General features: G+C 70.3%; 18 protein-coding genes and 4 pseudogenes. 15 read left to right on the top strand and 7 right to left on the bottom strand.

All coding sequences use genetic code 11. From position 1 onward, the window contains the following. Positions 1–9: 9 nt before the first annotated feature. From H9L22_RS10355 to H9L22_RS10330, 6 genes are read left to right on the top strand one after another with little or no spacing between them, the layout of a single operon-like run. A complete protein-coding gene (locus H9L22_RS10355) occupies positions 10–951 on the top strand; it encodes an ABC transporter permease (protein WP_187719845.1) in 942 nt (313 codons plus the stop codon). Further along, positions 948–2,744 (top strand): dipeptide/oligopeptide/nickel ABC transporter permease/ATP-binding protein, encoded by a 1,797-nt coding sequence (locus tag H9L22_RS10350; RefSeq protein WP_187719844.1) that lies wholly within the window; start codon positions 948–950, stop codon positions 2,742–2,744. Before H9L22_RS10355 ends, H9L22_RS10350 begins: the two co-directional genes overlap by 4 nt. Continuing rightward, the gene (locus H9L22_RS10345; RefSeq protein WP_226965797.1) at positions 2,741–3,553 is read left to right on the top strand and encodes an ATP-binding cassette domain-containing protein; all 813 of its coding nucleotides are present in this window, start codon (positions 2,741–2,743) and stop codon (positions 3,551–3,553) included. Before H9L22_RS10350 ends, H9L22_RS10345 begins: the two co-directional genes overlap by 4 nt. A 51-nt stretch (positions 3,554–3,604) precedes the next feature. Next, positions 3,605–4,975 (top strand): GH1 family beta-glucosidase, encoded by a 1,371-nt coding sequence (locus H9L22_RS10340; RefSeq protein WP_187719843.1) that lies wholly within the window; start codon positions 3,605–3,607, stop codon positions 4,973–4,975. Further along, a complete protein-coding gene (locus H9L22_RS10335; protein WP_187719842.1) occupies positions 4,972–7,404 on the top strand; it encodes a glycoside hydrolase family 3 protein in 2,433 nt (810 codons plus the stop codon). Before H9L22_RS10340 ends, H9L22_RS10335 begins: the two co-directional genes overlap by 4 nt. Continuing rightward, positions 7,401–8,891, top strand: coding sequence for a glycoside hydrolase family 43 protein (locus tag H9L22_RS10330; RefSeq protein WP_187719841.1), 1,491 nt, complete (start codon positions 7,401–7,403; stop codon positions 8,889–8,891). Before H9L22_RS10335 ends, H9L22_RS10330 begins: the two co-directional genes overlap by 4 nt. Positions 8,892–8,932: 41 nt before the next feature. On the opposite strand, the gene H9L22_RS18900 is transcribed toward H9L22_RS10330, so the two are convergent. Both H9L22_RS18900 and H9L22_RS18895 read right to left on the bottom strand, forming a co-directional pair. After that, the gene (locus tag H9L22_RS18900; protein WP_226965796.1) at positions 8,933–9,568 is read right to left on the bottom strand and encodes a hypothetical protein; all 636 of its coding nucleotides are present in this window, start codon (positions 9,566–9,568) and stop codon (positions 8,933–8,935) included. Next, positions 9,454–10,677 (bottom strand): glycoside hydrolase family 35 protein, encoded by a 1,224-nt coding sequence (locus tag H9L22_RS18895; protein WP_226965795.1) that lies wholly within the window; start codon positions 10,675–10,677, stop codon positions 9,454–9,456. The genes H9L22_RS18900 and H9L22_RS18895 overlap by 115 nt, the downstream gene beginning before the upstream one ends. Positions 10,678–10,786: 109 nt before the next feature. On the opposite strand from H9L22_RS18895, the gene H9L22_RS10320 reads away from it, so the two are divergent. Next, positions 10,787–12,196 carry a DUF1593 domain-containing protein gene (locus tag H9L22_RS10320; RefSeq protein WP_187719840.1) on the top strand — a complete coding sequence of 470 codons (1,410 nt, stop codon included), beginning with the start codon at positions 10,787–10,789 and terminating at the stop codon, positions 12,194–12,196. Positions 12,197–12,402: 206 nt separating this feature from the next. Continuing rightward, the gene (locus H9L22_RS10315; protein ID WP_187719839.1) at positions 12,403–13,617 is read left to right on the top strand and encodes an NAD(P)/FAD-dependent oxidoreductase; all 1,215 of its coding nucleotides are present in this window, start codon (positions 12,403–12,405) and stop codon (positions 13,615–13,617) included. Here the strand turns inward: H9L22_RS10315 and H9L22_RS10310 are convergent. Further along, positions 13,614–14,369 carry a DUF805 domain-containing protein gene (locus H9L22_RS10310; RefSeq protein WP_187719838.1) on the bottom strand — a complete coding sequence of 252 codons (756 nt, stop codon included), beginning with the start codon at positions 14,367–14,369 and terminating at the stop codon, positions 13,614–13,616. The genes H9L22_RS10315 and H9L22_RS10310 overlap by 4 nt on opposite strands. A gap of 30 nt (positions 14,370–14,399) precedes the next feature. After that, positions 14,400–14,915 carry a flavin reductase family protein gene (locus tag H9L22_RS10305; RefSeq protein ID WP_187719837.1) on the bottom strand — a complete coding sequence of 172 codons (516 nt, stop codon included), beginning with the start codon at positions 14,913–14,915 and terminating at the stop codon, positions 14,400–14,402. 94 nt (positions 14,916–15,009) lie between these two features. Between H9L22_RS10305 and H9L22_RS10300 the strand changes: the two genes are divergently transcribed. Further along, positions 15,010–16,395, top strand: a complete 1,386-nt coding sequence (locus H9L22_RS10300; RefSeq protein ID WP_187719836.1) for a sodium:proton antiporter — start codon at positions 15,010–15,012, stop codon at positions 16,393–16,395. Positions 16,396–16,504: 109 nt separating this feature from the next. Here H9L22_RS10300 and H9L22_RS10295 read toward each other — a convergent pair. Then, positions 16,505–17,946 (bottom strand): annotated as a pseudogene (locus H9L22_RS10295) (uracil-xanthine permease family protein). Positions 17,947–18,026: 80 nt separating this feature from the next. Here H9L22_RS10295 and H9L22_RS10290 point away from each other — a divergent pair. Next, a complete protein-coding gene (locus H9L22_RS10290) occupies positions 18,027–19,106 on the top strand; it encodes an FAD-dependent oxidoreductase (protein ID WP_187719835.1) in 1,080 nt (359 codons plus the stop codon). Between the two features lie 8 nt (positions 19,107–19,114). Here H9L22_RS10290 and H9L22_RS10285 read toward each other — a convergent pair. Next, positions 19,115–20,634, bottom strand: a pseudogene (locus H9L22_RS10285) (dolichyl-phosphate-mannose--protein mannosyltransferase). A gap of 58 nt (positions 20,635–20,692) precedes the next feature. Here H9L22_RS10285 and rsmI point away from each other — a divergent pair. The 3 genes and pseudogenes from rsmI (at position 20,693) to rsmA (ending at position 23,255) form a co-directional block, all read left to right on the top strand. After that, positions 20,693–21,540 (top strand): annotated as a pseudogene (gene rsmI, locus H9L22_RS10280) (16S rRNA (cytidine(1402)-2'-O)-methyltransferase). Further along, positions 21,537–22,402: pseudogene (locus tag H9L22_RS10275) on the top strand (TatD family hydrolase). The pseudogenes rsmI and H9L22_RS10275 overlap by 4 nt, the downstream one beginning before the upstream one ends. Beyond that, on the top strand, positions 22,395–23,255 hold the full coding sequence (gene rsmA, locus H9L22_RS10270; protein WP_187719834.1) for a 16S rRNA (adenine(1518)-N(6)/adenine(1519)-N(6))-dimethyltransferase RsmA: 861 nt from the start codon (positions 22,395–22,397) through the stop codon (positions 23,253–23,255). Before H9L22_RS10275 ends, rsmA begins: the two are co-directional and overlap by 8 nt. A gap of 112 nt (positions 23,256–23,367) precedes the next feature. On the opposite strand, the gene H9L22_RS10265 is transcribed toward rsmA, so the two are convergent. After that, the gene (locus H9L22_RS10265) at positions 23,368–24,810 is read right to left on the bottom strand and encodes a DUF222 domain-containing protein (RefSeq protein ID WP_187719833.1); all 1,443 of its coding nucleotides are present in this window, start codon (positions 24,808–24,810) and stop codon (positions 23,368–23,370) included. A gap of 186 nt (positions 24,811–24,996) precedes the next feature. Here H9L22_RS10265 and H9L22_RS10260 point away from each other — a divergent pair, with 186 nt between their 5' ends. Then, positions 24,997–25,143 (top strand): hypothetical protein, encoded by a 147-nt coding sequence (locus tag H9L22_RS10260; protein WP_187719832.1) that lies wholly within the window; start codon positions 24,997–24,999, stop codon positions 25,141–25,143. A 64-nt stretch (positions 25,144–25,207) separates the two neighbouring features. Next, complete coding sequence (locus H9L22_RS10255) at positions 25,208–25,573, top strand: hypothetical protein (RefSeq protein WP_187719831.1); 366 nt, start codon at positions 25,208–25,210, stop codon at positions 25,571–25,573. Positions 25,574–26,089 lie beyond the last annotated feature (516 nt).

The raw sequence follows: 26,089 nt of genomic DNA, 5'->3' as shown, positions 1-26,089 counted from the left end.
GACAGACAGATGCTCGGATTCGTCGGGCGCAGACTGGCCTCCGGGGTGGTGCTGGTGTTCGCCATCACCACCCTGGCCTTCCTGCTCCTCTACGTCGGCAGCGGCGACATCGCCCGCCGCATCCTCGGACAGACCGCCACCCAGGAACAGGTGGCGGCGAAGGCGGCCGAGCTCGGGCTCGACCGTCCCCTCTGGGAGCAGTACGTCGGTTGGCTCGGCAACGCGCTGACCGGCGACCTCGGCCGCTCCTGGTTCTCCGGCCAGCTCGTCGTCGACGGCGTGACCAACCGCCTGATGGTGACCCTGTCGCTCGTCCTGGGCGCCACCATCATCACCGCCGTCGTGGCCGTGGTGCTCGGCGTCTGGGCGGCGCTCGCCGGCGGCTGGGTCGACCGCATCATCCAGTTCCTCACCGTGCTCGGCATGGCGGTCCCCGGCTTCCTCATCGCCGTCGGCCTCGTGCTCGTCTTCGCGATCAACCTCGGCTGGTTCAGCGCCACCGGCTACACGGCCATCGCCGAGGGCCTCGGCCCCTGGGCCCGCTCCGTGACCCTGCCGATTGTCGCCCTGTCGATCGGCGGCGCGTCCGCCGTCACCCAGCAGATCCGCGGCTCCGTCGTCGACGCGTTGCAGCGCGACTACGTCCGGACCCTCCGGTCACGCGGCCTCAGCACCCGCAGCGTCGTGTTCAAGCACGTGCTGCGCAACGCGGTCGGTCCGGCGCTCGCCGTCCTCAACGTCCAGTTCGTCGGCATGCTCGGCGGCGCTGTCATCGTCGAGCAGGTCTTCCAGATGCCCGGCCTGGGCCAGCTCGCCGTCGGCGCCACGACGCAGGGCGACATCCCGATCGTGATGGGACTCGTCGTCGCCACCGCCGTCATCGTCATCGTCGTCAACCTCGTCATCGATGTGGCGCAGGGCCTGCTCAACCCGAAGGTGAGGCTCGCATGACCAGCCTGATCCCCGTCGCGGCGCTCCCGCGCAAGGCCGGCCTCGTCCGGCGGATCCTCCGCAACCCCGTCGGCCTCGCCGCGCTCATCATCCTCGCCGCCATCGCGTTCGTCGCCCTCTTCGGCGGCATGCTGGCGCCGTTCGACGCGAACGAGGCCGACGCCTACCAGATCCTCGCCGACCCCGGCGACGGCTCCCTGCTCGGCCGCGACGGCGCAGGCCGCGACATCTGGTCGCGGCTGCTGGTCTCCACGCAGATCTCGGTCGGGGCGGCCATCGTCGCCCTGGTCGTCGCCCTCGTGATCGGCGTCCTCGCCGGCCTGTACGCGGGCTACTACAAGGGATGGCTCGACACGGCCTTCACCTGGATCGCGTCGCTGACCATGGCGCTGCCCGGGATCATCGTGCTGCTGGCTGCGCGTTCCGTCGTCGGCCCCTCGGTCTGGTGGGCCATGATGATCTTCGGCGTCCTCATGAGCCCCGGCTTCTACCGGCTCGTCTACGCGTCGGTCTCGACCGTCCGCGAGGAGTTGTACGTCGACGCCGCCCGTGTGGCCGGCCTGTCCGACACCCGGATCATCACGCGGCACATCCTCGGCGTCGTCCGCGCCCCCATCATCATCCAGGCCGCCATGGTGCTCGGCATCGCGATCGCCATCCAGTCCGGCCTCGAGTTCCTCGGCATCGGCGACGCGCAGACCCCCACCTGGGGATCCATGTTGAAGGACGCGTTCGACACGATGTACCGCAAGCCGATCAACATGCTGTGGCCTTCGCTGGCCATCGGCCTGGCCACCGTGTCGCTGACGCTGCTGGCCAACGTCATGCGCGACGAACTGGAGCGCACCGTCGCCCGGGTCCGACGGCCCCGCCGCCGTCCCGGTGCCGCGGTCGCCTCGCCGGCCGAGCGCTCCGTCGTCACCCTCACGCATGACGACGACGCCCGCGCAGCCGCCCGCACCGGAGACGTGCTGCTGCAGGTCACCGACCTGCGCGTCGGCTACGACCAGCCGGACGGCAGCGTCACCGAGGTGGTCAAGGGGGTCGACCTGACGATCCGCCGCGGCGAGGTCCACGGCCTCATCGGCGAGTCCGGCTCCGGCAAGTCGCAGACGTCCTTCGCGGTCCTGGGACTGCTGCCGACCGGTGGTCGCGTCGTCTCGGGCAGCATCGTCTTCGAGGGTGCCGACCTCGTCGCAGGCAGCGCCAAGGCCGTCGCGGCGGTCCGGGGCAAGAAGATCGCCTACATCCCGCAGGAGCCGATGAGCAACTTGGACCCGATGTTCACGATCGGCAGCCAGCTCAGTGAACCGCTGCGCGCGACCCGGGGGCTGAGCCGCCAGGAAGCGAAGCAGAAGTCGCTCGACCTGCTGGCCAGGGTGGGGATCCCGGACCCGGAGCGGACGTACAACGCGTACCCGCATCAGGTCTCCGGCGGCATGGCGCAGCGGGTGCTGATCGCCGGCGCCGTCTCCTGCGACCCCGACCTGCTCATCGCCGACGAGCCCACCACGGCGCTCGACGTCACGATCCAGGCCGAGGTGCTCGACCTGATCCGCGACCTGCAGGAGGAACTCCACATGGCCGTGCTCCTTGTCACGCACAACTTCGGCGTCGTCGCCGACCTGTGTGACCGGGTCTCCGTCATGAAGGACGGCGTGATCGTCGAGACCGGGCCGGTCCGGTCCATCTTCGCCAACCCCCTGCACGACTACACCACGTCGCTCCTCGACGCCATGCTCGACGAGGACGGCCCCGTCCGGCCACCACTCTCGCTGGGAGGCAACGCATGACCGCGTCACTGCTCGAGGTCACCGACCTCGACGTCATCTACCCCGGCGGCAGGGGCCGCAAGCCGTTCCACGCGCTCCGGTCCGTCAGCCTGGACATCCGTCCCGGCGAGACGGTGGGGCTCGTGGGGGAGTCCGGCTCGGGCAAGACCACGCTCGGCCGCGCGGTCCTCGGGCTGGCCCCGGTCGGCGGCGGCTCGATCCGGTTCGACGGGCGCGACATCTCGCACCTATCGCGCCGGGAACGGCGCACCCTGGCCGGCGACATCCAGGTGGTCTTCCAGGACCCATACTCGTCGCTCAATCCTTCGATGACCATCGAACAGATTCTGGCCGAGCCGCTCACCGCCAACGGGGTGGAGGGGCGCGCCGCCCGGAACAAGGTCAAGGACCTGCTCGACAAGGTGCGTCTCCCCACCGACGCGGCCGGGCGACTCCCCAAGGAGTTCTCCGGCGGCCAGCGGCAGCGCATCGCCATCGCGCGGGCCCTGGCGCTCGACCCGCGCCTCATCGTCGCCGACGAGGCCGTCTCCGCGCTCGACCTGTCGACGCAGGCCCGCGTGCTCGACCTGTTCGTCGAGATCCAGGAGGCGACCGGCGTGGCATACCTGTTCGTCACGCACGACCTCTCCGTCGTCCGCCACGTCAGCCACCGCGTCGCGGTGCTGTACCGCGGCGAGATCGTCGAGCAGGGCGACGTCGCCCAGGTGACGGGCGCGCCCGAACACCCGTACACGCAGCGGCTCTTCATGGCCGCCCCGTGCCCGACCCCGACCGGCAGGAACGCCGACGGGCCGAACGGCTGCGGATGATCGAACAACAACGCGAACAGGCCGAGCAGGCCGGAGCAGGAGGAGTCTGACGTGGTCAGCACAGCAGCGGCCGACGCGGCCGGCATCGTCTGGGGAGTGGCGACGGCGGCCTTCCAGATCGAGGGGGCCGTCGCGGAGGGCGGCCGTGGCCCGTCGCACTGGGACACGTTCCAGCGGCAGCCCGGGGCGATCTTCCACGGCGAGGACGCCGACGTCACCTGCGACCACTACCACCGGTGGCGCGACGACCTCGACCTCATGGCCGCCCTCGGCATCCCCGCCTACCGGCTGTCGCTGTCCTGGGCCAGGCTCCAGCCCGCCGGCCGTGGGCCGCTGAATCCGGAGGGCGTCGCGTTCTACCGTGACCTGCTCCGCGGCTGCCGCGAGCGGGGCATCGAGCCGTACGTCACGCTGTACCACTGGGACCTGCCGCAGCCGCTGGCCGACGAGGGCGGGTGGCCGGTCCGCTCCACAGCGGAGGCGTTCGGCGAGTACACCGCGCTGGTCATCGCCGAACTTGGCGAGCTGGCCGACAACTGGATCACCATCAACGAGGCCATCTGCGCGTCGTTCCTGTCGTACGACTGGGGCATGCAGGCCCCGGGCCACACGGACGAGGACGAGGCGGTTCGGGCCGCGCACCACCTGCTGCTCGCGCACGGGCTGGCGCTGGCCAACTTCCGCCGAATCCGTCCCGAGGCCGCCGTCGGCATCACCAACCTGCTATCGCGGATCCGCCCCTTCTCCGACAGCCCCGCCGACATTGCCAAGGCCGACGAGGCCAGGGCCAGGATGAACGAACTGTTCCTCAACCCCGTGTACCGCGGGGCCTACGGCGACGCCGTCGAGGCCGTCTTCCCGCAGCTGCGCGATCCGGAACTGGTGCGCGACGGCGACCTGGCACTCATCTCCGCGCCCGGCGACTTCGCCGGCGTCAACCACTACACGAACGTGCTGATCCGCGCCGACGACGAGTCGCCGTTCCACGGCTACCGCATGATCCAGGTGGAGCCGACGCCCACCAGCTTCGACTGGTCGGACACGCCGGAGGCGCTGCACGCCCTGCTCCTGCAGGTGTCCCGGGAGTACACGGACCTGCCGCTCATCGTCACCGAGAACGGCGCCACGTTCCACGACTACCCGACCCCGGACGGCCAGGTCCACGACCCTGAGCGTGTCGCGTACCTCGCCGGCTACACCGACGCCGTCGTCAGGGCCCGGGCCGACGGCGCCGACGTCGTCGGCTACTTCTGTTGGTCGTTCATGGACAACTTCGAGTGGTCGTGGGGCTACTCGATGCGCTTCGGGCTCGTCTACGTCGACTTCCCCACCCAACGCCGCATCCCCAAGGACAGCGCCTACTGGTACCGCGACTTCATCGCGTCCAGGCGGGCAACCGACAACCAAGGAGACAACCGATGACCGACACCGCCGATCGCACGACCACCGTCGCCGAGCTGGTGGCCGCGCTCGACCTGGAGACCAAGGTCCGCCTGATCACGGGCGAGGACTTCTGGACCACCATCGAGGTGCCGGAGATCGGGCTGCGCAAGCTGACGCTCTCCGACGGCCCGTCCGGCGTCCGCGGCCCCGTCTGGGACGAGCGTTCGCCGTCGCTGAACCTGCCATCGGCGACGGCGCTGGCGTCCGCCTGGGACACCGACCTGGCCTACGACTACGGCGCAGCCGCCGCCGCAGAGGCCCGCCGCAAGGGCGTGGACTGGGTGCTTGGCCCCACCATCAACCTGCACCGCTCCCCGCTAGGCGGCCGCCACTTCGAGTGCTTCAGCGAGGACCCGATGCTGACCGGCGACCTCGCTCACGGTTACGTCCGCGGCCTGCAGGACAACGGGGTGGCAGCCACACCGAAGCACTACGTCGCCAACGACTTCGAGACCGACCGGTTCACGGTCGACGTCGTCGTCGACGAGCGCACCCTGCGGGAGGTCTACCTGCATCCATTCGAGCGCGCCGTCGAGGCAGGCACCTGGTCGATCATGAGCGCCTACAACTCCGTGGGCGGCACCACCATGACGGAGAACGACCTGCTCCGGGAGCCGCTGCGCACCGAATGGGGCTGGGACGGCGTCGTCGTGTCCGACTGGACGGCCGTGCGCAGCACCGCCGCAGCCAACGCCGAGCAGGACCTCGAAATGCCCGGCCCCGGCGTCTGGGGCGACGCCCTGCTGGCGGCCGTGCGCAGCGGCGAGGTCGACGAGGCGGCCATCGACCGTCACGTCGCCCGGCTGCTCCTGCTGGCCCAGCGCGTCGGCGCCCTCGGCGACGCCGAACCGAAGCCGGTCGCCCCGATCAACGGGCTCGCGTTCGTCCGGTCCGCCGCCGCGGAGGGCAGCGTGCTGCTCGCCAACGACGGGATCCTGCCGCTGAACGCGTCCGCGCTCCGCAGCGTGGCCGTCATCGGCCATAACGCAGACGAGGCCCGCACGCAGGGCGGCGGCAGCGCCACCGTCGTGCCGGCGAGCGTCGTCAACCCGCTGTCGGGGCTCCGTGAGGCGCTGCCCGGCGTCGAGGTGACCTACAGCGTCGGCGCGATCGTGCAGGAGGGTGTCGGCCCGCTCGATCCCGAGCTGCTGACCAACCCGCGCACGGGCGGCCGCGGCCTGACCGCGTCGTTCGTCGCCGCCGACGGGATCGCCGCCTTCACCGAGGACCGCTTCGCCACGTCGCTGACCTGGTTCGGCGGCGGCGAGGAGTACATCGGCACCGCCGAGAAGCTCGTCCTGGAGACCGTCTACACCCCCGCGACCACGGAGGAACGGGAGCTCGGCTTCGCCACGTCGCTGCGCGGGCGGGTCTTTGTCGACGGCGAACTGCTGTTCGAGGACCAGCCCGTCGTCACCGGCTCCGACCTCGGCGCGGCCCTGCTGGCCCCGCCGTCAGGCACCCGTCCCGTCGCATTCACGGCAGGCACCCCGGTGGCGATCCGCGTCGAGTTTGACCTGAAGACGAGCACGTTCGGCGTTCCCGGCGCCATCGGCGTCACCTTCGGCACGGCGCCCCGCGCGCTCGACCCGCAGGTGCTGATCGAGGACGCGGCCCGCGCCGCGGCCGCGGCCGACGTGGCCGTCGTCGTCGTGGGCACCAACTCGCGGGTCGAGTCGGAGGGCTACGACCGCGACGACCTCGACCTGCCCGGCCACCAGGACGCCCTCGTACGCGCCGTCGCCGCTGCGAACCCGCGCACCGTCGTCGTCGTGAACTCCGGCTCGCCCGTGCTGCTGCCGTGGCGCGACGACGTCGCAGCGATCCTGCTCGGCTACTTCGGCGGCCAGGAGTACGGCAACGCCATCGCCGACATGCTGCTCGGCGCCGCCGAGCCTGGCGGCAGGCTCCCCACCACCTGGCCCGTCGACATCGAGGACGTGCCCGTGCTCGACTGCACCCCGGACGAGGAGGGCAGGGTCAGCTACGCCGAAGGCATCCACATCGGCTACCGCGCCTGGCTGAAGGCGGGCACCCAGCCGGCGTACCCGTTCGGCCACGGCCTCGGCTACACGCATTGGCGGCTCGCGAACGCGGCGGCGCAGCGCGCCGAGGACGACGTCACGGTGTCCGTGCGGGTCACGAACACGGGGGACCGGGCGGGCAAGCAGGTCGTCCAGGTCTACGCGTCGCGCCCGGGCAGCGCCGTCGACCGGCCGGTCCGCTGGCTCGTCGGCTTCGCCCCCGTCCGGGCCGGGGCGGGCGAGGCGACCGAGGTGCAGATCCGCATCCCACGCCGTCGCTTCGAACACTTCGACGGCGGCTGGCAGCTCGAGCCGGGGCGCTTCCTGCTCCACGTCGGCACGAGCGTCGTCGACACCGTCGCTGAACTGGAGGTCGTCCTGTGACCGCGCTGCCCAACCCGCTGATCCCGGGCTTCAATCCCGACCCGAGCGTCGTGCGCGTCGACAACGACTGGTACCTGGCGACGTCGACGTTCGAGTACCTGCCCGGCGTGCCGATCTACCACTCGACCGACCTGGTCACGTGGACGCAGATCGGCAACGTCGCGGTGCGCGACGAGCAGCTGGGCGTCGTCAACGCGCCCACCAACCTCGGCGTCTGGGCACCGACGATCCGGCACCGCGACGGTGTCTTCTACCTGATCGTCACCGACACGGCCGGCCGCGGCACCTGTCTGTTCACGGCCACCGATCCGGCCGGGCCGTGGAGTGACGGCGTCGTCGTCGACCTGGAGGGCATCGACCCGGACCTGGCCTGGGACGACGAGGGCACCGCCTACGTCACGTACTCGGGGCTGGTGCTGTCCGGCCCCGACCTGGGGGCGCACCGGGGAATCGAGCAGATCCGCATCGACACCGTCACCGGCGCACTGCTGGGGGAGAAGCGGTCGCTGTGGTCGGGCGACGGCGGCATGTTCCCCGAGGCGCCGCACCTCTACCGGCACGGCGACCACTGGTACCTGCTGGTCGCCGAGGGCGGCACGGAGCGGGGGCACTCGATCTCGATCGCCCGGGGACCATCGCCCGAGGGCCCGTTCACCTCGTGCCCGGCCAACCCGCTGGTCACGGCCCGCGGCACCGCCCGGCCCGTGCAGTGCACCGGCCACGGGGACCTGTTCGAGGGGCCCGACGGCCAGTGGTACGTCGCGATGCTCGGCACCCGCCCCCGCGGAATGGTCCGTTCCTTCTCGGCGCTCGGTCGCGAGACGTTCATCTCGCCCGCGCGGTGGACCGACGACGGGTGGCTGGAGATCGACCAGGTCGAGCTGAACCCACGCCCCGGCTTCGGCTGGGTGGAGGACTTCGACGGCGAGCTGGGCCCGCAGTGGATCGGCGTGCGTCGCCGGCCCGACCAGCTGGCCGACCTCACGTCGCGCCCGGGCTGGCTCGTGCTGACCGGCGAGGGCGAGGGGATGGGGGCGTTCCGCCCCGTCTTCATCGGGCACCGGCAGCAGCACCAGACGTGCGAGATCGCGACGGTGGCCGACGCCTCCGCCGGGGTCGGCGGCCTGGCCGTGCGCTACGACGAGGGCCTGCACTACGAGGTCGAGGCCTCCCCGGACGGCACGGTCACGGCGCGCGCCGTCATCCCCGGATTCGTCCGGGAGGCGACCGCCCAGGTCGGTGACGGGCCCGTCGAGCTGATTCTCGGCTCCCGGGTGCCGCCCGCCGCGGGCCTCGGCCACGTGTCGTCCGACCTTGTCAGGCTCGGATACCGGGACGAGGCGGGGGAACACATTCTGCTGGAGGTCGACGCCCGCTACCTGTCCAACGAGACGGCGGGGTCGTTCACGGGACGGGTGTTCGGCGTCTACGCCACCTCCGGCACCGTCGCGTTCGCCCACGTCGACTACGCGGGCGACAACTCCTGACGATGCGCGCCGTCGTCGGCCCCGGGCGGGGGAGGGGTGGCTCAGAACTCCTCGACGAACTCCTCCTCGGGCCCGAGCTCGGCGGCGGCGCGCAGCTCCATGGTCGTGCCGCGACCCTCGAGGTCGACGGCGACGACCACGTTGCGTCCCCGCGCCACCAGCGGCGCGGGGACGTACAGCGTCCGCTGCGGACCCTCGGCCGAGTAGCGACCCACCAGGAAGTCGTTGACGTAGACCCAGCCGCGGCCGAAGCCCGGCAGCGCCAGGTGCGTGTCGCGGGGCTCGTCCGCCTCGAACACGCCGACGGCCACGCCGGCGCCGTCGGGGGTGGCCCGGTCGGCGGTCCCGGCCAGTGCGTCCGGGGCGAGGCGGCGCGGGTCGAACTCCTGGGCCGTCCAGCGCTGCACGATGCGGCGCTCGAGCAGCACGGGGCCGACCATGCCCTTGGCTCCGCCGGTGGTGTGGCCGTAGTTGACCTGGCCCAGGTCCTCGACCAGCACGGTCAGCGCCACCATCTCCCCGGTGCCGTGCAGTGTGATCGAGCCCTCCTCCAGCACGGAGCCTACGGCGACGTCGTCGCTGAACACCGTGGCGCGGTCGGCGACGCCCGTGAAGATGAGGTCGACGTCGCCGGCCGGGAGCCGGACGTCGGCCCGGTAGACCACTGCGGCGGGCACCCCCGGCAGATCCTCGAAGGCGCTGGTCGCCGCGACCTCGAGCGGGTCGCCGGCGAACGTGCGCAGCAGGGTGGGCAGGCCGGCGCCGGCACGGACCGGGATGGTTGCCTCGGGCAGGAACGTCGGAGGTTCGCTGACGATGGGGCCGTCGCGCCCAGCACCTCGCGCATCGCGTGGAACTTGGCGGTCAGGGTGCCATCCTCGGCGATCGGGGCGTCCGAGTCGTAGCTGGTGATCGTCGACCGGATCCGGCCGTCGACCCGGTTGGCGCCTGCCCACAGCCCGAAGTTGGTGCCGCCGTGGGCCATGTAGATGCTGACGCTGCCGCCGTCGGAGATGATCTCGGCGAGGTTGGCGGCCGCATTCTCCGGGGTGCGGACGTGGTGGTTGGTGCCCCAGTGGTCGAACCAGCCGTTCCAGAACTCGGCGACGAAGAACGGCTCGTCGGGACGGTGGGTGCGCACGAGCGCCCTGGCCTCGGCCGGCTTCGAGCCGAGCGTGACGGCCGCCAGCACGCCGGGGGTGGTGCCCTCGGTGAGCATGGGGTCGGTGGGGCCGTCGGCGGTGAACAGCAGCTCGGTGATGCCGCGCTCCCGCAGCAGCTCGGCCATGGCGGCGACGTAGTCACCGTCGTTGCCGTAGCTGCCGAACTCGTTTTCCACCTGCACGGCGACGACGTTGCCGCCGCGGCCGGCCTGCAGGTCGACGAACTGCGGCAGGAGCACGTCGAACCAGTCGGCCACCCGGGCGAGGAAATCGCCGCGGATGGTGCGCAGCGGTGCGCCGCCGCGGGTGATCCACACAGGCAGGCCACCATTGGCCCACTCGGCGCAGATGTAGGGGCCGGGCCGGACGATCGCGTCGAGGCCGACCTCCGCGGCGATCTCCAGGAAGCGCCGCAGGTCGCGCCAGCCGGTGAAGTCGGCCGCGGCGTCCTTGGTGGCCTGGTGGAAGTTCCACGCGACGTAGGTGTCGACGGTGTTGAGGCCCAGGTCGATGAGCCGCTGCAGCCGGTCGCGCCACTGGTCGGGATGCACGCGGAAGTAGTGCAGGGAGCCGGCGAGTACCTGGTGGGGGCGCCGTCGCGGAAGAAGCGGTTGGCGGCCCACGTCAGGGTGGGCACGGGCCCGGCATCGGGCCGGTGAGCAGCATCGATCGACATGGCCCTCAGTATGGCAACGGCCGCCCGACGGCGACCAGAATGGAACGGTGACGAACATGAGCACTGCGCGCGGCGACGACGCGGCCCCCCGCACGATCATCACGACGGACCCGGAACTCGACGACCTGAACTCGATGCTGCGGCTGCTGCTGTACAGCAACGAGATCGACATCGTCGGCCTCGTGTACTCGTCGAGCCAGTTCCACTACGCCGGCGACGCCGCCGAAGGCAGGCCGCCGTTCCGCTGGCCCGCGCCGGGCGCCGTCTTCCACATCGACCAGGCCGTCGACGCCTACGCCCGCGTGCACCACAACCTCGTCGTTCACGACGACCGGTACCCCACGCCGGAACACCTGCGGTCGCTGATCGCGTGGGGCAACGTCGCCGACGTCGGCGACATGGCTGCCGACACCCCCGGCTCCGACCTCATCCGCCGCATCCTGCTCGACGATGAGCCCGGCCGGGTGTTCCTGCAGGTGTGGGGCGGCCACAACACCGTCGCCCGGGCCCTGCGGTCGATCCAGGACGAATTCGGCGCGACGCCGGAATGGCCGCGGCTGCGGGACCGGATCTCGGCGAAGGCCGTCGTCACGAGCTTCGGCCACCAGGACCACACCTTCGCCGACTACATCCGGCCGAACTGGCCGGCGCTGGAGAGCAGGGAGGTCGCCACACGGGTGTGGGGCTACTTCGCCCGCACGGTCGTCGCCGACGAGGATCAGCACCTGCTGACGGCGGAGTGGACGCGCCGCAACGTCACCGCCGTCGGGCCGCTCGGTGCCGAGTACCGCGTGTGGGGCGATGGGAAGCAGATGGCCGACGGGTTCGATGCCGAGGACTACTTCGGGCTGAGCGGGCTGTCGGCCGACGAACTGGCGGCGCAGGGCTACGAGGTTTGGATGCCTCCGCAGGAGCAGGGCGCGTTCATCTCGGAGGGCGACTCCTCCAACTTTGCCCTCCTGGTCGACAACGGGCTGCGCAGCTGGGTTGAGCCGGGCTGGGGCGGCTGGGGTGGCCGCCAGGAGCGGGCAGCCGACGATCCGTCGTCGTGGAGCAACGTGGACGAGTGGGACTCGGCGCGCTGGATCGGCGAGTTCCAGAACGACTTCGCGGCGCGGCTGCGGTGGTCGGTGGAGGGGGAGTACGCGGCGGCCAACCATCACCCGGTGGTCCGGGTGGTCGACGGGCTGGAGCGGACGGCGGCCGCGGGCGACGTCGTCAGACTGACGGCAGAGACCTGGGATCCGGACGGCGACGAGGTCAGGGTCGAGTGGTGGCAGTACGTGGAGGCGGGCACGTCGTCGTCGACGCTGGAGCTGGACGTGGTGGGGGAGACGGTGTCGTTCGTCGTCCCTCCGACGGCGTCGCCGGGGGAGAGGATCCACGTGATCTGCACGGCGCGGGACTCGGGCACCCCAACGCTCACGCGGCACCAGCGGGTGGTCGTCACGGTCCCTGAGGAGTGAGCGCCAGCGAGCGTCTCGAAGGCGTTCCCTGAGGAGTGAGCGCCAGCGAGCGTCTCGAAGGTGTTCCCTGAGGAGTGAGCGCCAGCGAGCGTCTCGAAGGTGTTCCCTGAGGAGTGAGCGCCAGCGAGCGTCTCGAAGGGGATAACCCGGATCCCGCTCGGACAATGGGGTTCGCGCCTAGCCTCGGGGGTGACAGGAGGAACCCTATGAGCACCTACGTGATCGTCGGCGGCGGGCTCGCCGGAACCCGGACCGCCGAGGAACTGCGCGACCTCGACGGCGACGCGCGGATCGTCCTTGTGGCCGGGGAGGCGGCGCTGCCGTACGACCGGCCGCCCCTGACCAAGGACTACCTGCTGGGCGCCAAGCAGGAGAACGACATCGTCCTGCACGACGCCGGCTGGTTCACCGACAACCAGATCGAGCTGCACGCCGGACAGAACGCCTCATCCATCGACCCGGCCGCGCAGCTCGTGTACCTCACCGACGGCACCAGCATCCACTACGACGGCCTGGCGCTGGCCACCGGCTCCCGGCCCCGCAGCCTCACCGTGCCTGGGGTCGGACGGCCCGGCGTGCAGACCCTGCGGACGTTGCCGGAGTCGACGCAGCTGCGGGACTCGCTGGCGGCGGGCGACCCCATCGTCATCGTCGGCGGCGGCTGGATCGGGCTCGAGGCGGCCGCGGCGGCCCGCCACCACGGCGCGCCCGTCACGGTCCTCGTGCGGGACCGGACCGTGCTGCCGGCGCTCGGCCACGAGATCGGCAAACGCTTCATCGAACTGCACCGGAAGCACGGTGTGGAGTTCGTCTTCGGTGGTGAGCTCGCCTCGATCGACGGCGACGGCGACAGGGGGCCCGTCACCGGGGTCACGTTGGTGGGTGGCCGGGTGATCGAGGCCCGCCGGGTGCTGATCGCCGTCGGGGCCGAGCCGCGGGTGGAACTCGCCCGCGAGGCCGGGCTGGAGGTCGGCAACGGTGTCCTCGTGGACGACACGCTCGCCACCAGCGATCCCCGCATCGTCGCCGTCGGTGACATCGCGGCCCCGGAGAACGCCTGGTTCGGAGGCCGACTACGCGTGGAGCACTGGGCCACTGCGCTGACGCAGCCGGCCATCGCGGCCCGCACCCTGGTCGGTGACGAGGCGCACTTCGACGGCCCGCCGTTCTTCTACACCGACCAGTACGACCTGAGCATGGAGTTCCGTGGCGTCATCCCGGACGAGGCCACCATGATCCAGCGCGGCAGCGGTGCGGAATACCTGGTGATCTGGCTGAACCGGGACGGTGTGCCGCGGGCGGCGATGAACGTCAACCAGTGGGAAGGCGACTCGTTGGAGGCGCTGCTGCGTCAGGCCAGGCCGGCGGATCCGCGCAGATTCGCGGACCCCACCGTCGGCCTGGACGAGGTGACGCGTTAGCCGGCGCCGTTGATCTTGTCGAAGCGGGCGCCCTCGGGCTTCTCGGGCATCAGGCACATGATCATGACGATGAACGAGCCCAGGTAGGGGATCAGCGACAGCAGGAACATCGTGCCCTGCGTGTTGGTGTCGTGCAGACGACGGATCGTCAGCGCGATGCCCGGGACGACCGTGCCCAGCAGGAAGAGTCCCATGAGCAGGGCGATCAGTGAGTTGAACGCGGTGCCGTCGGTCAGGGCGCCGAGCGAGCCGAGGCCGAAGATGGCGATGACGTTCATCAACGAGGCCCACAGGTACTCGGAGCGGCTGGCGCGGCCGGTGAACGTGACGCCGCGCGTCCAGTAGCGCTTGACGGCCTCCGGGAAGGTGGCTCCGCGCAGCGGCGCATCGGGACCGGTCGGGTCGTCGATGAGCGGACGGCCGTAGCCGGGGCTGACGGGGTAGCCGGTGACCTGACCGGGCTGGCCGTACGGAGCGACGCCGTAGGACTGCACCTGCTGGCCGTAGGGGCCGACGGGTGCGCCGTACGGCTGGGCGGGGTCGGCATAGGGCTGTGCCGGCGGTCCGTACGTCTGCGGCTGCTGGCCGTAGGGCTGTGTGGCGTACGGCTGCGGTGCAGCGTACGGCTCGGCGTACGGCGACGGGGCGAACGAGGGCTCCGTGACGGGGCCGGGCCCGTACGTGTACTCGGGCCGCTCGTCGGAGGGCTCGGCCGGGTTCTGGTCGTCGGTGGCGTACGGGTCGTAACTCATGGCTCCTAGTGTGACATGAGGAACCGACAATCAGCCGTTCGCGACAGTGGGGAGTGGCGGAACCTCGCGCAGCTGCGGCCTCACATCACGGAACTGCCGCAGGTGGTATCCGAGGGAGGAATCGCCGTAGGTCTCGGCGTGGGAGATCTTGGCCAGGACGAGGGTGTGGTCGCCGCCCGGCTCGAAGGTGAGGTGGTCGCTCTGCAGCCATGACGCCACACCGGCGATGTGCGGGAGCCCGTTGTCGAGGCGCCAGTCGATTCCCGCGAAGCGATCCTCCACGCCGCGGCGGGCGAAACGCAGCGCGATCTCGGACTGGTCGCCGGCCAGGATGTTGATCCCGATCCGTCCGGCCCGGTGGGTCCGCTCGATCATGGCGCCCCGGTTGTCGAGGGCGAAGAACACCATCGGCGGGTCGATGGACAGCGATGCGAAGCTGGACACCGTCGTGCCCGTCGGCTGGCCGTCGATGACCGCCGTGATGATCGTGACCGGGGACGAGACTCGCGCCATCGCCTCCCGGAACTCTGCTTCAAGATTGTCCACACCCCGAGGCTAGTTGACGCCCCACGCCGTCCGGACGCTGTCCGTGCGCCCTGAGCGAAATGGCTTCTAGGGAGGCCCTGATAGGTTTTTCCCCATGCTTGTCGCCTGGTGGAGTGCCATCCCGTTCGTGACCCTGCTGCTCTGTATCGCGGTTCTGCCGTTGATTCCGAGGACGGCGCACGCCTGGGAGAAGAACTCGGTCAAGCTGACGGTCGCACTGGTCCTGGGCCTGCCGATCGCCGCCTGGTTCACGTTCGCCGGGGCCGGGATCGAGGTCGTCCACGCGCTGGTCGAGTACGGGCAGTTCATCATCCTGCTGCTGGCGCTGTTCGTCGTCGCAGGCGGGCTGTTCCTCGCGGGCGACATCCGCGCCACCCCCCGCAACAACACGATCTTCCTGGCCATCGGCGCCGTCGCCGCGTCGTTCATCGGCACCACCGGCGCCGCCATGCTGCTGATCCGACCGCTGCTGAACACCAACTGGGAGCGCCGCAACAAGGCGCACACAGTGATCTTCACCATCCTTGTCGTCGCCAACAGCGGCGGTCTGCTGACGCCGCTGGGCGACCCGCCGCTGTTCCTCGGCATGCTGCGCGGTGTCCCCTTCACCTGGACGTTCGGGCTGTTCCCGCAGTGGCTGCTGGTCAACACCCTCCTGTTGATCACCTACTACGCCCTCGACCGGCGCGCGTACGCCGACGAGGAGCCGGACGCGATCTTCTTCGACGACACGCAGCGGGAGCCGCTGCGGCTCCACGGCGCGCTCAACCTGGCCTTCTTTGCCGGCATCATCGCCGGTGTCGCGTTCGTCCCCTCCATCGACCTGCACGCACTCGAGTCGGGGCACGGGGTCTGGACGGACGCCGTCCCGTGGCGCGAGCTGCTGATGCTGGCGTGTGCGGCGGGTTCCTACTTCCTGGGCAGCAGGAAGGTGCGATTCGAGCAGAACCAGTTCACCTGGACCCCCATTCTCGAGGTCGCGGCGCTGTTCATCGGCATCTTCCTGACGATGATCCCCGCCCTCAACTACCTGGGCCAGATCGCCGACAGGCTGCCGCTCAACCGCATCACCATGTTCATCTTCACCGGAGGCATCTCTGGCTTGCTCGACAACGCCCCCACCTACGCAACGTTCTTCGAGATCGCCACCGCGCTTCCCGGCGACCCGCGGGTGGCGGGGGTGCCGGAGGCGCTGCTGGTGGCGATCTCCCTGGGTGCCGTCTTCGGCGGGGCGCTCACCTACATCGGCAACGGGCCCAACTTCATGGTCAAGTCCGTCGCCGACGCGGACGGCGTGGAGACGCCGTCGTTTGGCGGCTACATCGTCGCCAGCCTGCGCTTCATGGTCCCGACCCTGACGGCGATGGCGCTGATCTTCCTCACCGACGGCGTCCTGTGGCAGGTGCTGGGCGGCGTCGTCGCCGTCGGGATCGTGCTACGGGCGTGGGTGATCGGGCGGAGCAGGACACCCGCCGCCTGAGCCTGGGCGGCGTCCGATCTTCGTCCGCTACGCCCAGGTCGCCGTGCTCTCCGATATTCCAGTTCCCCGCCGCGTCGGTTGACCGGCCCTCGGGGCGAGGAGGCCGGAGTCAGGCGCGGTCCTCCGCGGGGTCGTCGCCGTCCGACTCGTAGATGCCAGGCGCGTCGTAGATCAGCGACGCGCCGTCGGCGGCGTCCTTCATCGACTTCGGCGCAATGAGGCGGGCCAGGTGGTAGACGCCGATCGTGACCATGGTGCCGAGCGCGATGCCGCCGAGTTCGAAGTCGTCGCCGATCGGGACCGACACGTTGCCGATGCCGATGATGATGCCCGCCGCGGCGGGGATCAGGTTGAGCGGGTTGCCGAAGTCGACCTTGTTCTCGTGCCAGATCTTCGCTCCGAGAAGGCCGATCATGCCGTAAAGCACGACGGTGATGCCGCCGAGCACCGCCGACGGGGTGGCCGAGATCACGGCGCCGAACTTCGGGGAGAAGCCGAACAGGATGGCGACGATGGCGGCCACGACGTACGCCGCCGTCGAGTAGACGCGGGAGGCGGCCATGACGCCGATGTTCTCTGCGTAGGTGGTCGTCGGGCCAGCGCCGACGACGGTGGCCAGCATCGAGGTGGCGCCGTCGGCGGCGACCGCGCGGCCCATGAGCGGGTCGAGGTCGTCGCCGGTCATCTCGGCGACGGCCTTCACGTGGCCTGCGTTCTCCGCGATGAGGGCGATGACGACGGGCAGCGCGACGATGATGGCGGCCAGGTTGAAGCTGGGCAGGTGGAAGCCGACGACGTTGGTATCGGCGCCGTAGGCCCAGTTGGCCAGGTCGGTGACGGGCGGCAAGCCGAACCAGTTGGCCGAGACGACACCCGACCAGTCGACGCGGAACGTCTCGACTGCCGCGCCGGAGGCGTCGACCGACGTCATGGGGCCGGCGACCAGGTCGACGATCCAGGACAGGATGTAGCCGATCACGAGCGCAAGGAAGATCGCGATGCGGCCCAGGAATCCGCGCAGCCCGATGGACAGGGCGATGACGATCAGCATGACGACGAAGGCCAGCCACGGGTCGACCGGCCAGTACACCGTCGCGACGACGGGGGCCAGGTTGAAGCCGATCAGCAGCACGACCGCGCCGGTGACGACCGGCGGCAGCGCCTTGTGGATGACGCGGGCGCCGGCGAAGTGGATGATGAGGCCGACCATGAACAGGGTCAGGCCGACGACGAACAGGGCGCCCGTCAGGTCGGCCGGGTTACCGCCGGCCGAGTAGATCGCCGTCGCGACGCCCACGAACGAGGCAGAAGACCCCAGGTAGCTGGGCACCTTGTGTTTGACGACGAACAGGAAGATCAGCGTCGCGACGCCCGACATCATGACGGCGAGCTGGGCGTTGAGGCCCATGAGGAGGGGAAGACGAACGTCGCGCCGAACATGGCGACGACGTGCTGGGCACCCAGCCCGATCGTCCTGCCCCAGCTGAGCCGCTCCCGCGGCCTGACTACCGCTCCTGGCTCAAGAATTCCGTTGTTGTGCAGCTTCCACATGGGGCTGAGTCCTTTCGTCGGGGCATGTTACTGGTCACCTGGCGAGTCGCAGCAGGGTGCCCGCCGGTAGGGTTCGGGTCATGGCACATGACGTTGTGGTGCTCGGCGCCACCATCGCCGGCCTGACGCTGGCCAGAAGGTTGGCGCGCCGCGGGTTCGACGTCGTGGTGATCGACCCCAACGTGGAGGGGCGCAGCGCCGCCGTCGGCCATGGCGTCGCCGCCATCGGGCACGCGTCGACGGTGGCCACCATGGACCACGCCTACGGCCCGGGCGTCGTCCAGGAGCACCTCGTGCGGAACCTCGCCGGCATGGCCGCGATCCGGAAGCTGCACCCGGAGGCGACGGAGGTGCCGCTGTACGACAGCTCGCTTCCTGGCGGCAGCAGCAGGGAGACCCGCGAGGTCGCGCGCCGGTTCCAGGAGGCCGGCGGCGTGGCCGAGGTAGTCAATGGCCCCGACGGAGCGCTCGTGCGGACCACTGCCCTCGTCCTCGACCCCGTCGCGTACGCCGCCACCCTGCGCGCCGCGGCCGTGAAGGCCGGGGCGCAGGTGGTCCACGGCACCACCGTCACTCACCTGACACGCAACGAAGGCGCCACCCGCATCTACTTCCGCAGCAACCTCGCCTGGGCCCGGGAGCCGGGCATGATCTCCGGCCACGCCGTCGTCGACACGCTCGGCGTCAGCCCCTGGGGACGGGCCGCCCGGATCGGGCCGGCGCAGTGGGTGCCGGTCATCAACTGCCGTGTCCCCGACCCCGTCGCCGACGTGACGCTGCGGGACTCGGCGACCGCCTGGATGGTCCGCCCCACCTCCGACGACGGGATCCTCGTCCTCGGACGCAAGACGACGCTCAGCGGGATTGACGGCGCCGTCGACGAACTGTCCGCCTGGGTCCTGGACGAGTTCGGCGCCACGGACATCGTCCCCGGTCGCCTCGCGATCGATCCGAGCGACCACGGGCGTCCCGTCGTCGGTGCCTCGGCCATCCCCGGTGGCTTCTACGCCCGCGGCAACGGGCGCGGCGAACTGATGAACGGGACGGCGTCGGCGCACTATCTCGCCGGCCTGATCGCCGACCCGCGCAGTTCCGGGACAGCGCTGCCGCCGACCAGCCAGCTGCGGGCGTTCGGGATGCGGCGGCTACGCCGTCGCTGAGACGACGGTCAGATCCAGAGGTTGCCCAGCCACATCCGCCACAGCCATTCGGGCGGGTGAGGAGTTCGGCGGTCAGGATCGGGTAGATGAACGCGAAGTTCGCCACGATCAGCGCCACGATGATGCCGACGATCATGGCCCGCAGCCGCCGTCGAGGATGGTCCTTCGGGCCGAGGAACTTGCCGAGAGCCATCGCGAGCAGCGTCGCGCTGAACGGGATGATCATGATGGCGTAGAAGAAGAACAGCGGGCGGTCGGCGTAGCGGAACCACGGCAGCCAGGTGGACGCGATGGCGAGCAGCGGCACGCCGAAGCGCCAGTCGCGCCCGGCGATCCACCAGAACACGGCGAGCACGATCGCGGCGACGGCGGCCCACCACAGCAGCGGGGTGCCCATGCCGGAGATGATCCGCAGGCAGGTGGTGCCGACGGCCTCGCAGCCCTGCGCGCCCGGCTCAATGCCGTTCTCGGCCTCGATGCCGATGGGGCGCAGCATCAGCAGCCAGCCGGCCGGGTGCGCCTCGTAGGGGTGGGTGGCGTCGACCATCATGCCGTCGCCGACGTGGAACTCGTAGGCCTGCTGGTGGTACTTGAGCAGCGACCCGAAGGCCTCCCCGAAGGTCCGGACCAGCCACTCGTCGGGGTGCTTGGAGCCCCAGTCGCGGGTGTAGCCGCCATCGGTGGCGAGCCAGTTCCACCAGGTGAGCAGGTAGGTGGGGATCGCGACGATGACGAGCTGGACGAAGGCCCAGGGGGCGTCGCTGACCAGCGACAGGTACGACTTGCGGCCGGAGCCTGCGAGGCGGCGGGCGCCGACGTCCCAGACCACCGTCAGGATTCCGAAGACGGCGATCATGAAGATGGAGTTCCACTTCACGGCGCAGCTGAGGCCGAACATGATGCCGGCCACGTAGCGCCACGGCCGCCACCACAGGAGGGGCCCGTAGGCGCCGTCGAGGTCGGGCAGGTTGTTGGCGCGGAGATGGTCGGCGAGTCTGTGGCGGAAGTAGTCGCGGTCGGCGATCAGGGCCGAGACGGCGGCGACGGCGAACGTGGCCTGGAAGATGTCGAGCAGCGCGAGCCGGCTCATCACGAACGCGAGGCCGTCGAAGGTGAGCAGGATGCCCGCGATCGCGCCGACCAGCGTCGAGCGGGACAGGCGGCGCGCCATCCGGATCGTGAAGAACACCAGCAGCGTCCCGAAGATCACCGACGCGAAACGCCAGCCCAGCGAGGTCATCCCGAACAGCGCCTCGCCCCAGCTGATCAGGATCTTGCCCAGCGGCGGGTGCACCACGAAGGCAGGAGCATCGAGCAGGCCCGACAGGTCGCCCTGCGGGATCTGGGTGCTGGCGTCCTCGGCCCAGCGGCGTTCGTAGCCGGACTGGAGGATGCCCCACGCATCCTTGGCGTAGTAGGTCTCATCGAAGAGGATCTTGTTGGGGAAGGCCACGTTGTAGAAGCGCAGGACGAAGGCGATGGCGGTGATCGTGATGGTCATCACCCATGCGCGGGCGCGGTCGTGCAGGCGGCCGTCGTCGAGGGCTTGGAGGGTCGTCTGCACGTGAGCATTCTAGGCTGACGGCATGACACCCCATTCTGACGGCGCACTGATCCTGGCGGGCACGCCCATCGGCACTTCCACGGACGCCAGCCCACGGCTGAGCGAGGCGCTGACAACGGCCGACGTGATCGCGGCAGAGGACACGCGCCGCTTCCTCACGTTGGCGCGGCGCATCGGGATCGAACCGGGCGGCAGGGTGGTCAGCTACTTCGAGGGCAACGAGGCGTCGCGGACACAGGAACTGGTCGACGCCGTCGCAGCCGGGCAACGGGTGGTGCTGGTCACCGACGCCGGCATGCCGTCGGTGTCGGACCCGGGCTACCGGGCTGTCGTCGCGTGCGTCGAGGCCGGCCTGCGGGTCACCGCGGTGCCGGGGCCGTCGGCGGTGTTGACGGCGCTGGCCGTGTCGGGGCTGGGGGTCGACCGGTTCTGCTTCGAGGGGTTCCTGCCCCGCAAGGCGGGGGAGCGGCGCCGTCGGCTGGGGTCGCTGGCGGCGGAGGAGCGCACGATGGTGTTCTTCGAGGCCCCCACCGGCTGGCGGAGTTCCTCGCCGACGCCGCCGACGCGCTCGGCGACGAGCGCCCCGCCGCGGTGTGTCGGGAGCTGACGAAACCGCATGAAGAGGTCGTCCGCGGTGGGCTGCGGGAACTGGCGCAGTGGGCGGTCGAGGGGGCCCGCGGGGAGGTGACGGTCGTCGTCGCCGGGGCCGAGACGCGGCTCGATTCGGAGGCTGACGCACTGGAGCTGGTTCGGCAGGCCGTGGCCGGGGGTGCGAAACTGTCCGCGGCGGTCGGTGACGTGGCGAAGCTCACGGGGCTGAACCGCAAGGGACTGTACGCGGCCGCGCTGGCCGCGAAGGAGGGCAAGTGAGCGTCATCGACGAGCTGGGGCTGCCGCCCCTGCCGGAGCCGCTGCCGCGTCCCATCATCGACAACCACACCCACCTCGCCTCGACCCACGGATATTCGGGGCTGCCGGTCGCCGAGGCGCTGGAGCTGGCCGCGTCCGTCGGGGTCACCCGCGTGATCGAGGTGGGCTGCGATGTCGCGGACGCCCGCTTCGCCGTCGACCTGGCCGGCCGTGACCCGAGGGTGCGGGCCGCCGTCGCCATCCACCCCAACGACGCGGCCCGGCTGGTCGCCTCGGCGGGGGAGGCGGCGCTCGAGGAGGCGCTCGCCGTCATCGAGGGGCTCGTGCCGTCGGAGGTGGTGGTCGCCGTCGGGGAGACGGGGCTCGACTACTTCCGGACCCGCGACGCGGCGGGGCAGGCGGTGCAGGAGATGTCGTTCCGCCGTCACATCGAGTGGGCGAAGCGGCACGGCCGCACGCTGATGATCCACGACCGCGACGCTCACGCCGACATCCTGCGGGTCCTCGACGATGCGGGCGTCCCGGAGCGGGTCGTCATGCACTGCTTCTCGGGCGACGTCGACTTCGCGCGGCAGTGTGTCGAGCGTGGGTTCTGGCTGTCCTATCCCGGGGTGGTCACCTTCGGGTCGGCGGGGTCGCTGCGGGAGGCGCTGGCGGTGACGCCGCGCGACAGGATCCTGATCGAGACCGACGCGCCCTACCTGACGCCGAAGCCGTGCCGGGGAAGGCGAATGCGCCGTACCTGCTGCCGCACACCGCACGGTTCGTCGCCGCAGAGCTCGGCGTCGACGTCGGTGAGTTCTGCGACCTCGTCGTCGCCAACACGTTTGCCGCCTATGGGAAGTGGGGCCACGATGCCTGACCTCGGACTGCTCGACCCGAACTCCGTGCGGCGCATCGCCGCCGAACTCGACCTGCGTCCCACGAAGCAGCGGGGCCAGAACTTCGTCGTCGATCCCAACACGGTGCGGCGCATCGTCACGCTGTCAGAGGTGACCGCGGACGATGTCGTCCTCGAGATCGGGCCCGGGCTCGGGTCGCTGACGCTGGGGCTGCTGGAGCTGGGGGCCCGGGTGGTCGCCGTCGAGATCGACGAGCGGCTGGCGGGACGGCTGATGCGGACGGTGCGGGAACGCCTCGGCGACGATGCTGCCGAGCGGCTCGCGGTGGTGGCGGAGGATGCGCTGACGGTCGACGAGCTGCCGTGGGCGCCGACGGCGCTGGTGGCGAACCTGCCGTACAACGTGTCGGTGCCCGTGTTGCTGCGGATGCTGGAACTGTTCCCGACGTGGGAGAACGGCTTGGTGATGGTGCAGTTGGAGGTGGCCGACCGGCTGGCGGCGAAGCCCGGCTCGAAGGTCTACGGGGTGCCGAGCGCGAAGACCGCCTGGTACGCGGAGACGGCCCGGGTGGGTACGGTCCCACCGAAGGTGTTCTGGCCTGTGCCGAACGTCGACTCGGGGCTGGTGCGGATCACGCGTCGACCGGCGCCGGCGTCGTCGGCGAGCCGTGAGGAGACGTTCCGGGTGATCGATGCGGCGTTCGCGCAGCGGCGGAAGATGCTGCGGGCGGCGCTGGCGGGGATCACGGGGTCGGCGGCGGCGTCGTCGGAGATCATCGGGCGGGCGGGGATCGATCCGCAGCTGCGCGGCGAGATGCTGGACGTGACGGCGTTCGCGGCGATCGCGGAGCAGCTCGCGGCGGAGACAGCGTGAACCCCATCCCGTGTGGGAGGAGCTTCAACCGATGTTCATGCTGACGCCGGACCATCTCCGATCCGCCATGCAGCACTGGGGTGCGACCGGGCTCGCCGAGTAGCGGCGAGCCCTACACCGCCGTCGCAGCCAGGGGGCCGGCGCGCTTCGCCAGGCCCGTTCCCATCGGGGTGGTCTCGTAGCGGTAGCCCAGCGGGCTCGTCCAGAGGATGCGGCCGGGCTCGACCTGATCCATCACCCAGAAGCCGGCGGTCTTGGGCCGGTGGACCCCTCGCGTCAGGGGAGCCAGGTTGCCGAGCCGCGTCTGGCCACGGCGGCCGGGCCGGTAGGGGTCGGTGTGGTCGAGATCCAGCCCGGCCGAGGCGCGGTTGGAGTAGGGGAACGCCTCGGTGGGGAAGGTCAGTCGGATCGCGCGCTCCATACGCGGCGGCGGGACGTACGCGTCGGCAGGCTCAAGGCGGGGCAGATCGATGACAGGTTGGACGCTCAGCTGTACACCGCTGCCGTTGATGCCGTCGCCGAGCAACTCGGCTAGGAGCTCCGCGGTGATCCACCCTGCCCTCTCGACACGTGCCGCACCCGTCAGCTCGCCGACGGCGTCGCTGTGGATGTGGACCGCCAGCCCCAGGCGGGGTCGGAGCCGGGCCGGAGGGACGGTGATCCGCCCGCAGTGGGGCCCGATGCAGTCGGGGCCGTGCCCTGGCGGGGGCGTGTGCCCGTCCTGTGGAGCGGCGGAGGGTGCAGGCTCCTCGCGTGGTGCGGTTGCCTGGGCAGCGGTCCCGGCTGGTGTCAGGCCGAAGGTGGGCTGGTAGGCCTCCTGCAGGAGGCGTAGCGCCTCGGCGGGATGGGCCAGCACACCGACGGCTTTGGCGCGGCGCTGGTCCTGGGTGAGGTCGGGGTAGGTGGATGCGATGTGGCGGGCGAGTTCGTCGAGCCGTGCGTCGAAGAACTTGGCATCGAGCACGTCGAGCCGGCCGGTGAGGTTCATGGCGCCGTCGGCCAGGCCCCACGTCCAGACCCCACGGAAGCCACGGGCGTTGGTCTCCTTGCGGGAGGCCTCCTCGGGGTCGGCCTCCAGGATGAGCCGGGTGAGCAGGGCGAACGCCGCGGCCCAGGAGTGGCCCGCCTGCAGGTGGAGCCACTCGGCGGTCACCGGGTCGGCGAGCATGGGGTGCAGGTCGCGGCACATGCGAGCGGCGCGCAGCGCGCGGGCCGGCTCGATGTCGTAGCTGCGGACGGCCTCGTAGAGGCGTGGGTGGCGGTACTTCAGGTTGATCGCGTCGGCCAGCTTCGCCAGCGCTGCATCCGGTGAGCAGCGCAGCAGCCCGGCCAACTCGAGGCGCAGGAACTCCGAGACGGTGGGGGTGCCCACGCCGCCGACGGACACGAAGCGTTCAGTCAGGACCTCGAGAAGCTCGCCCTCGTCGACGCGGTAGGTCTCGGCGATGGCGCAGAGGGCGGTGATCGCGTCGGCTTCGCCACGGCGACGCATGCTGTCGGCCGCGAGCAGCGCCTCGGCTGCGGCGGTCGACTGGCGACGGAGTGTGGCTTCCATGTTCCTACGCTACGGACCCCCACTGACACTTTTTCCTGGAGCCTGGCCGGGGTAGACCTTTGTCCACAGTTTGCACAAGGAGTCTTCACTTTGGACGTCCTGGTTGGCAGGATCACCCCATTCCCGGGGGAACGGAGTGGTCATGCGTGTGGTGGCGGTGGTCTCGTGTCTGGTGTTACTCGTGGGGTGTTCGCCTGCGGAGGTGCCGTCTCCGTCGCCGAGTCCGACGGCGGTGACGTCGTCGCCGACGCCCTCGCCCTCGCCGAGTCCATCTCCTTCACCGAGTCCCAGCCCGTCGCCGTCTCCGACGGCAGTGGAGTCGTATCCGGCTGATCTGCCGACGGGGGATCCGGAGTCGGCTGCGATCATCGCGGGCTGGCAGGAGTACCAGCGTGTCTTGGAGAAGTTCACTTCGGACCCTTTCGGGTTCAAAGACTTTGGGGAGACGCAGTATGTAACGACTGGTGACGCGGCGAACGAGATCATTCTGGAAATCGAGGGGCTTCGGCAGCAGCGGTTGCGCTCCGATGGTGGGCTTGTCTTCCGTGACGTCACGATTGCCAGCGTCGGCACCGGTGAATCGGGTGTTCGTGAAGCGACGCTTGAGTACTGCCTGGACGTGAGTGATCTTCGGGTCTTTAACATCGATACCGGGGAGCAACTGCCGCGTTCTGGGGTCTATAGCGAAACCACGACGATGGAGCAGGGGGAGGATGCGAAATGGAGAGTCTCACGCGTCCGCAACAGCGAAGCGTCGTGCTGAGTGTAATAGCCGTGGTTCTGGCCATCTTCAGTGGCATTTGCAATGTGCCCGTGGCGTCGGGTGACCCTGAGTGCATTCGGTATGAGCCGAAGCGCGGCGTCTGTCTTGTCTGGATCGATGGGGCGCCTGGCCCGGGAATGCCGGTTTTGGTTGTCGCGCCCGATGGTCCTCCTCAGCCGTGCCGCTTCAATGGGTACGAGATTCCCTGCTCGAATGCGGTCGGCTACTGGAGTAACCGGGTAGAAGCGTGGTGCACCTTGCGGGTGCCACAGCCGCCGTTGTCTGATTCTGCGTGGGGTGGGAACACGACGGGTGCGATCTACCTCTGTACCCGTCCAGCGCATAGTGGGATTCCCGATCCGGCGATGGTGGTGACGCGGTGGTTGCCGGCGGCGCCGGAGGCACCGGATCCTGAGACGATCGCGTGGCGGATCCTGGCTGAGTTGGACCTAGAATCGCCCGAACTGGGTGTCTTCCCCCGAGGAGACTCTGCCCAGCGGATGGGCTTCGTGGGCT

Source organism: Tessaracoccus defluvii (genome assembly GCF_014489575.1).
In the GTDB taxonomy this organism is placed as follows: domain Bacteria; phylum Actinomycetota; class Actinomycetes; order Propionibacteriales; family Propionibacteriaceae; genus Arachnia; species Arachnia defluvii.
The sequence above is the reverse complement of the archived record's forward strand: the minus strand, read 5'-3'. Positions and strand labels throughout refer to the sequence as shown.

Coding starts and splice junctions, on each gene's coding strand:
- H9L22_RS10355 (WP_187719845.1), top strand. CDS start 10: ATGCTCGGATTCGTCGGGCGCAGACTGGCCTCCGGGGTGGTGCTGGTG.
- H9L22_RS10350 (WP_187719844.1), top strand. CDS start 948: ATGACCAGCCTGATCCCCGTCGCGGCGCTCCCGCGCAAGGCCGGCCTC.
- H9L22_RS10345 (WP_226965797.1), top strand. CDS start 2,741: ATGACCGCGTCACTGCTCGAGGTCACCGACCTCGACGTCATCTACCCC.
- H9L22_RS10335 (WP_187719842.1), top strand. CDS start 4,972: ATGACCGACACCGCCGATCGCACGACCACCGTCGCCGAGCTGGTGGCC.
- H9L22_RS10320 (WP_187719840.1), top strand. CDS start 10,787: ATGAGCACTGCGCGCGGCGACGACGCGGCCCCCCGCACGATCATCACG.
- H9L22_RS10315 (WP_187719839.1), top strand. CDS start 12,403: ATGAGCACCTACGTGATCGTCGGCGGCGGGCTCGCCGGAACCCGGACC.
- H9L22_RS10310 (WP_187719838.1), bottom strand. CDS start 14,369: ATGAGTTACGACCCGTACGCCACCGACGACCAGAACCCGGCCGAGCCC.
- H9L22_RS10300 (WP_187719836.1), top strand. CDS start 15,010: ATGCTTGTCGCCTGGTGGAGTGCCATCCCGTTCGTGACCCTGCTGCTC.
- H9L22_RS10290 (WP_187719835.1), top strand. CDS start 18,027: ATGGCACATGACGTTGTGGTGCTCGGCGCCACCATCGCCGGCCTGACG.
- rsmA (WP_187719834.1), top strand. CDS start 22,395: ATGCCTGACCTCGGACTGCTCGACCCGAACTCCGTGCGGCGCATCGCC.
- H9L22_RS10265 (WP_187719833.1), bottom strand. CDS start 24,810: ATGGAAGCCACACTCCGTCGCCAGTCGACCGCCGCAGCCGAGGCGCTG.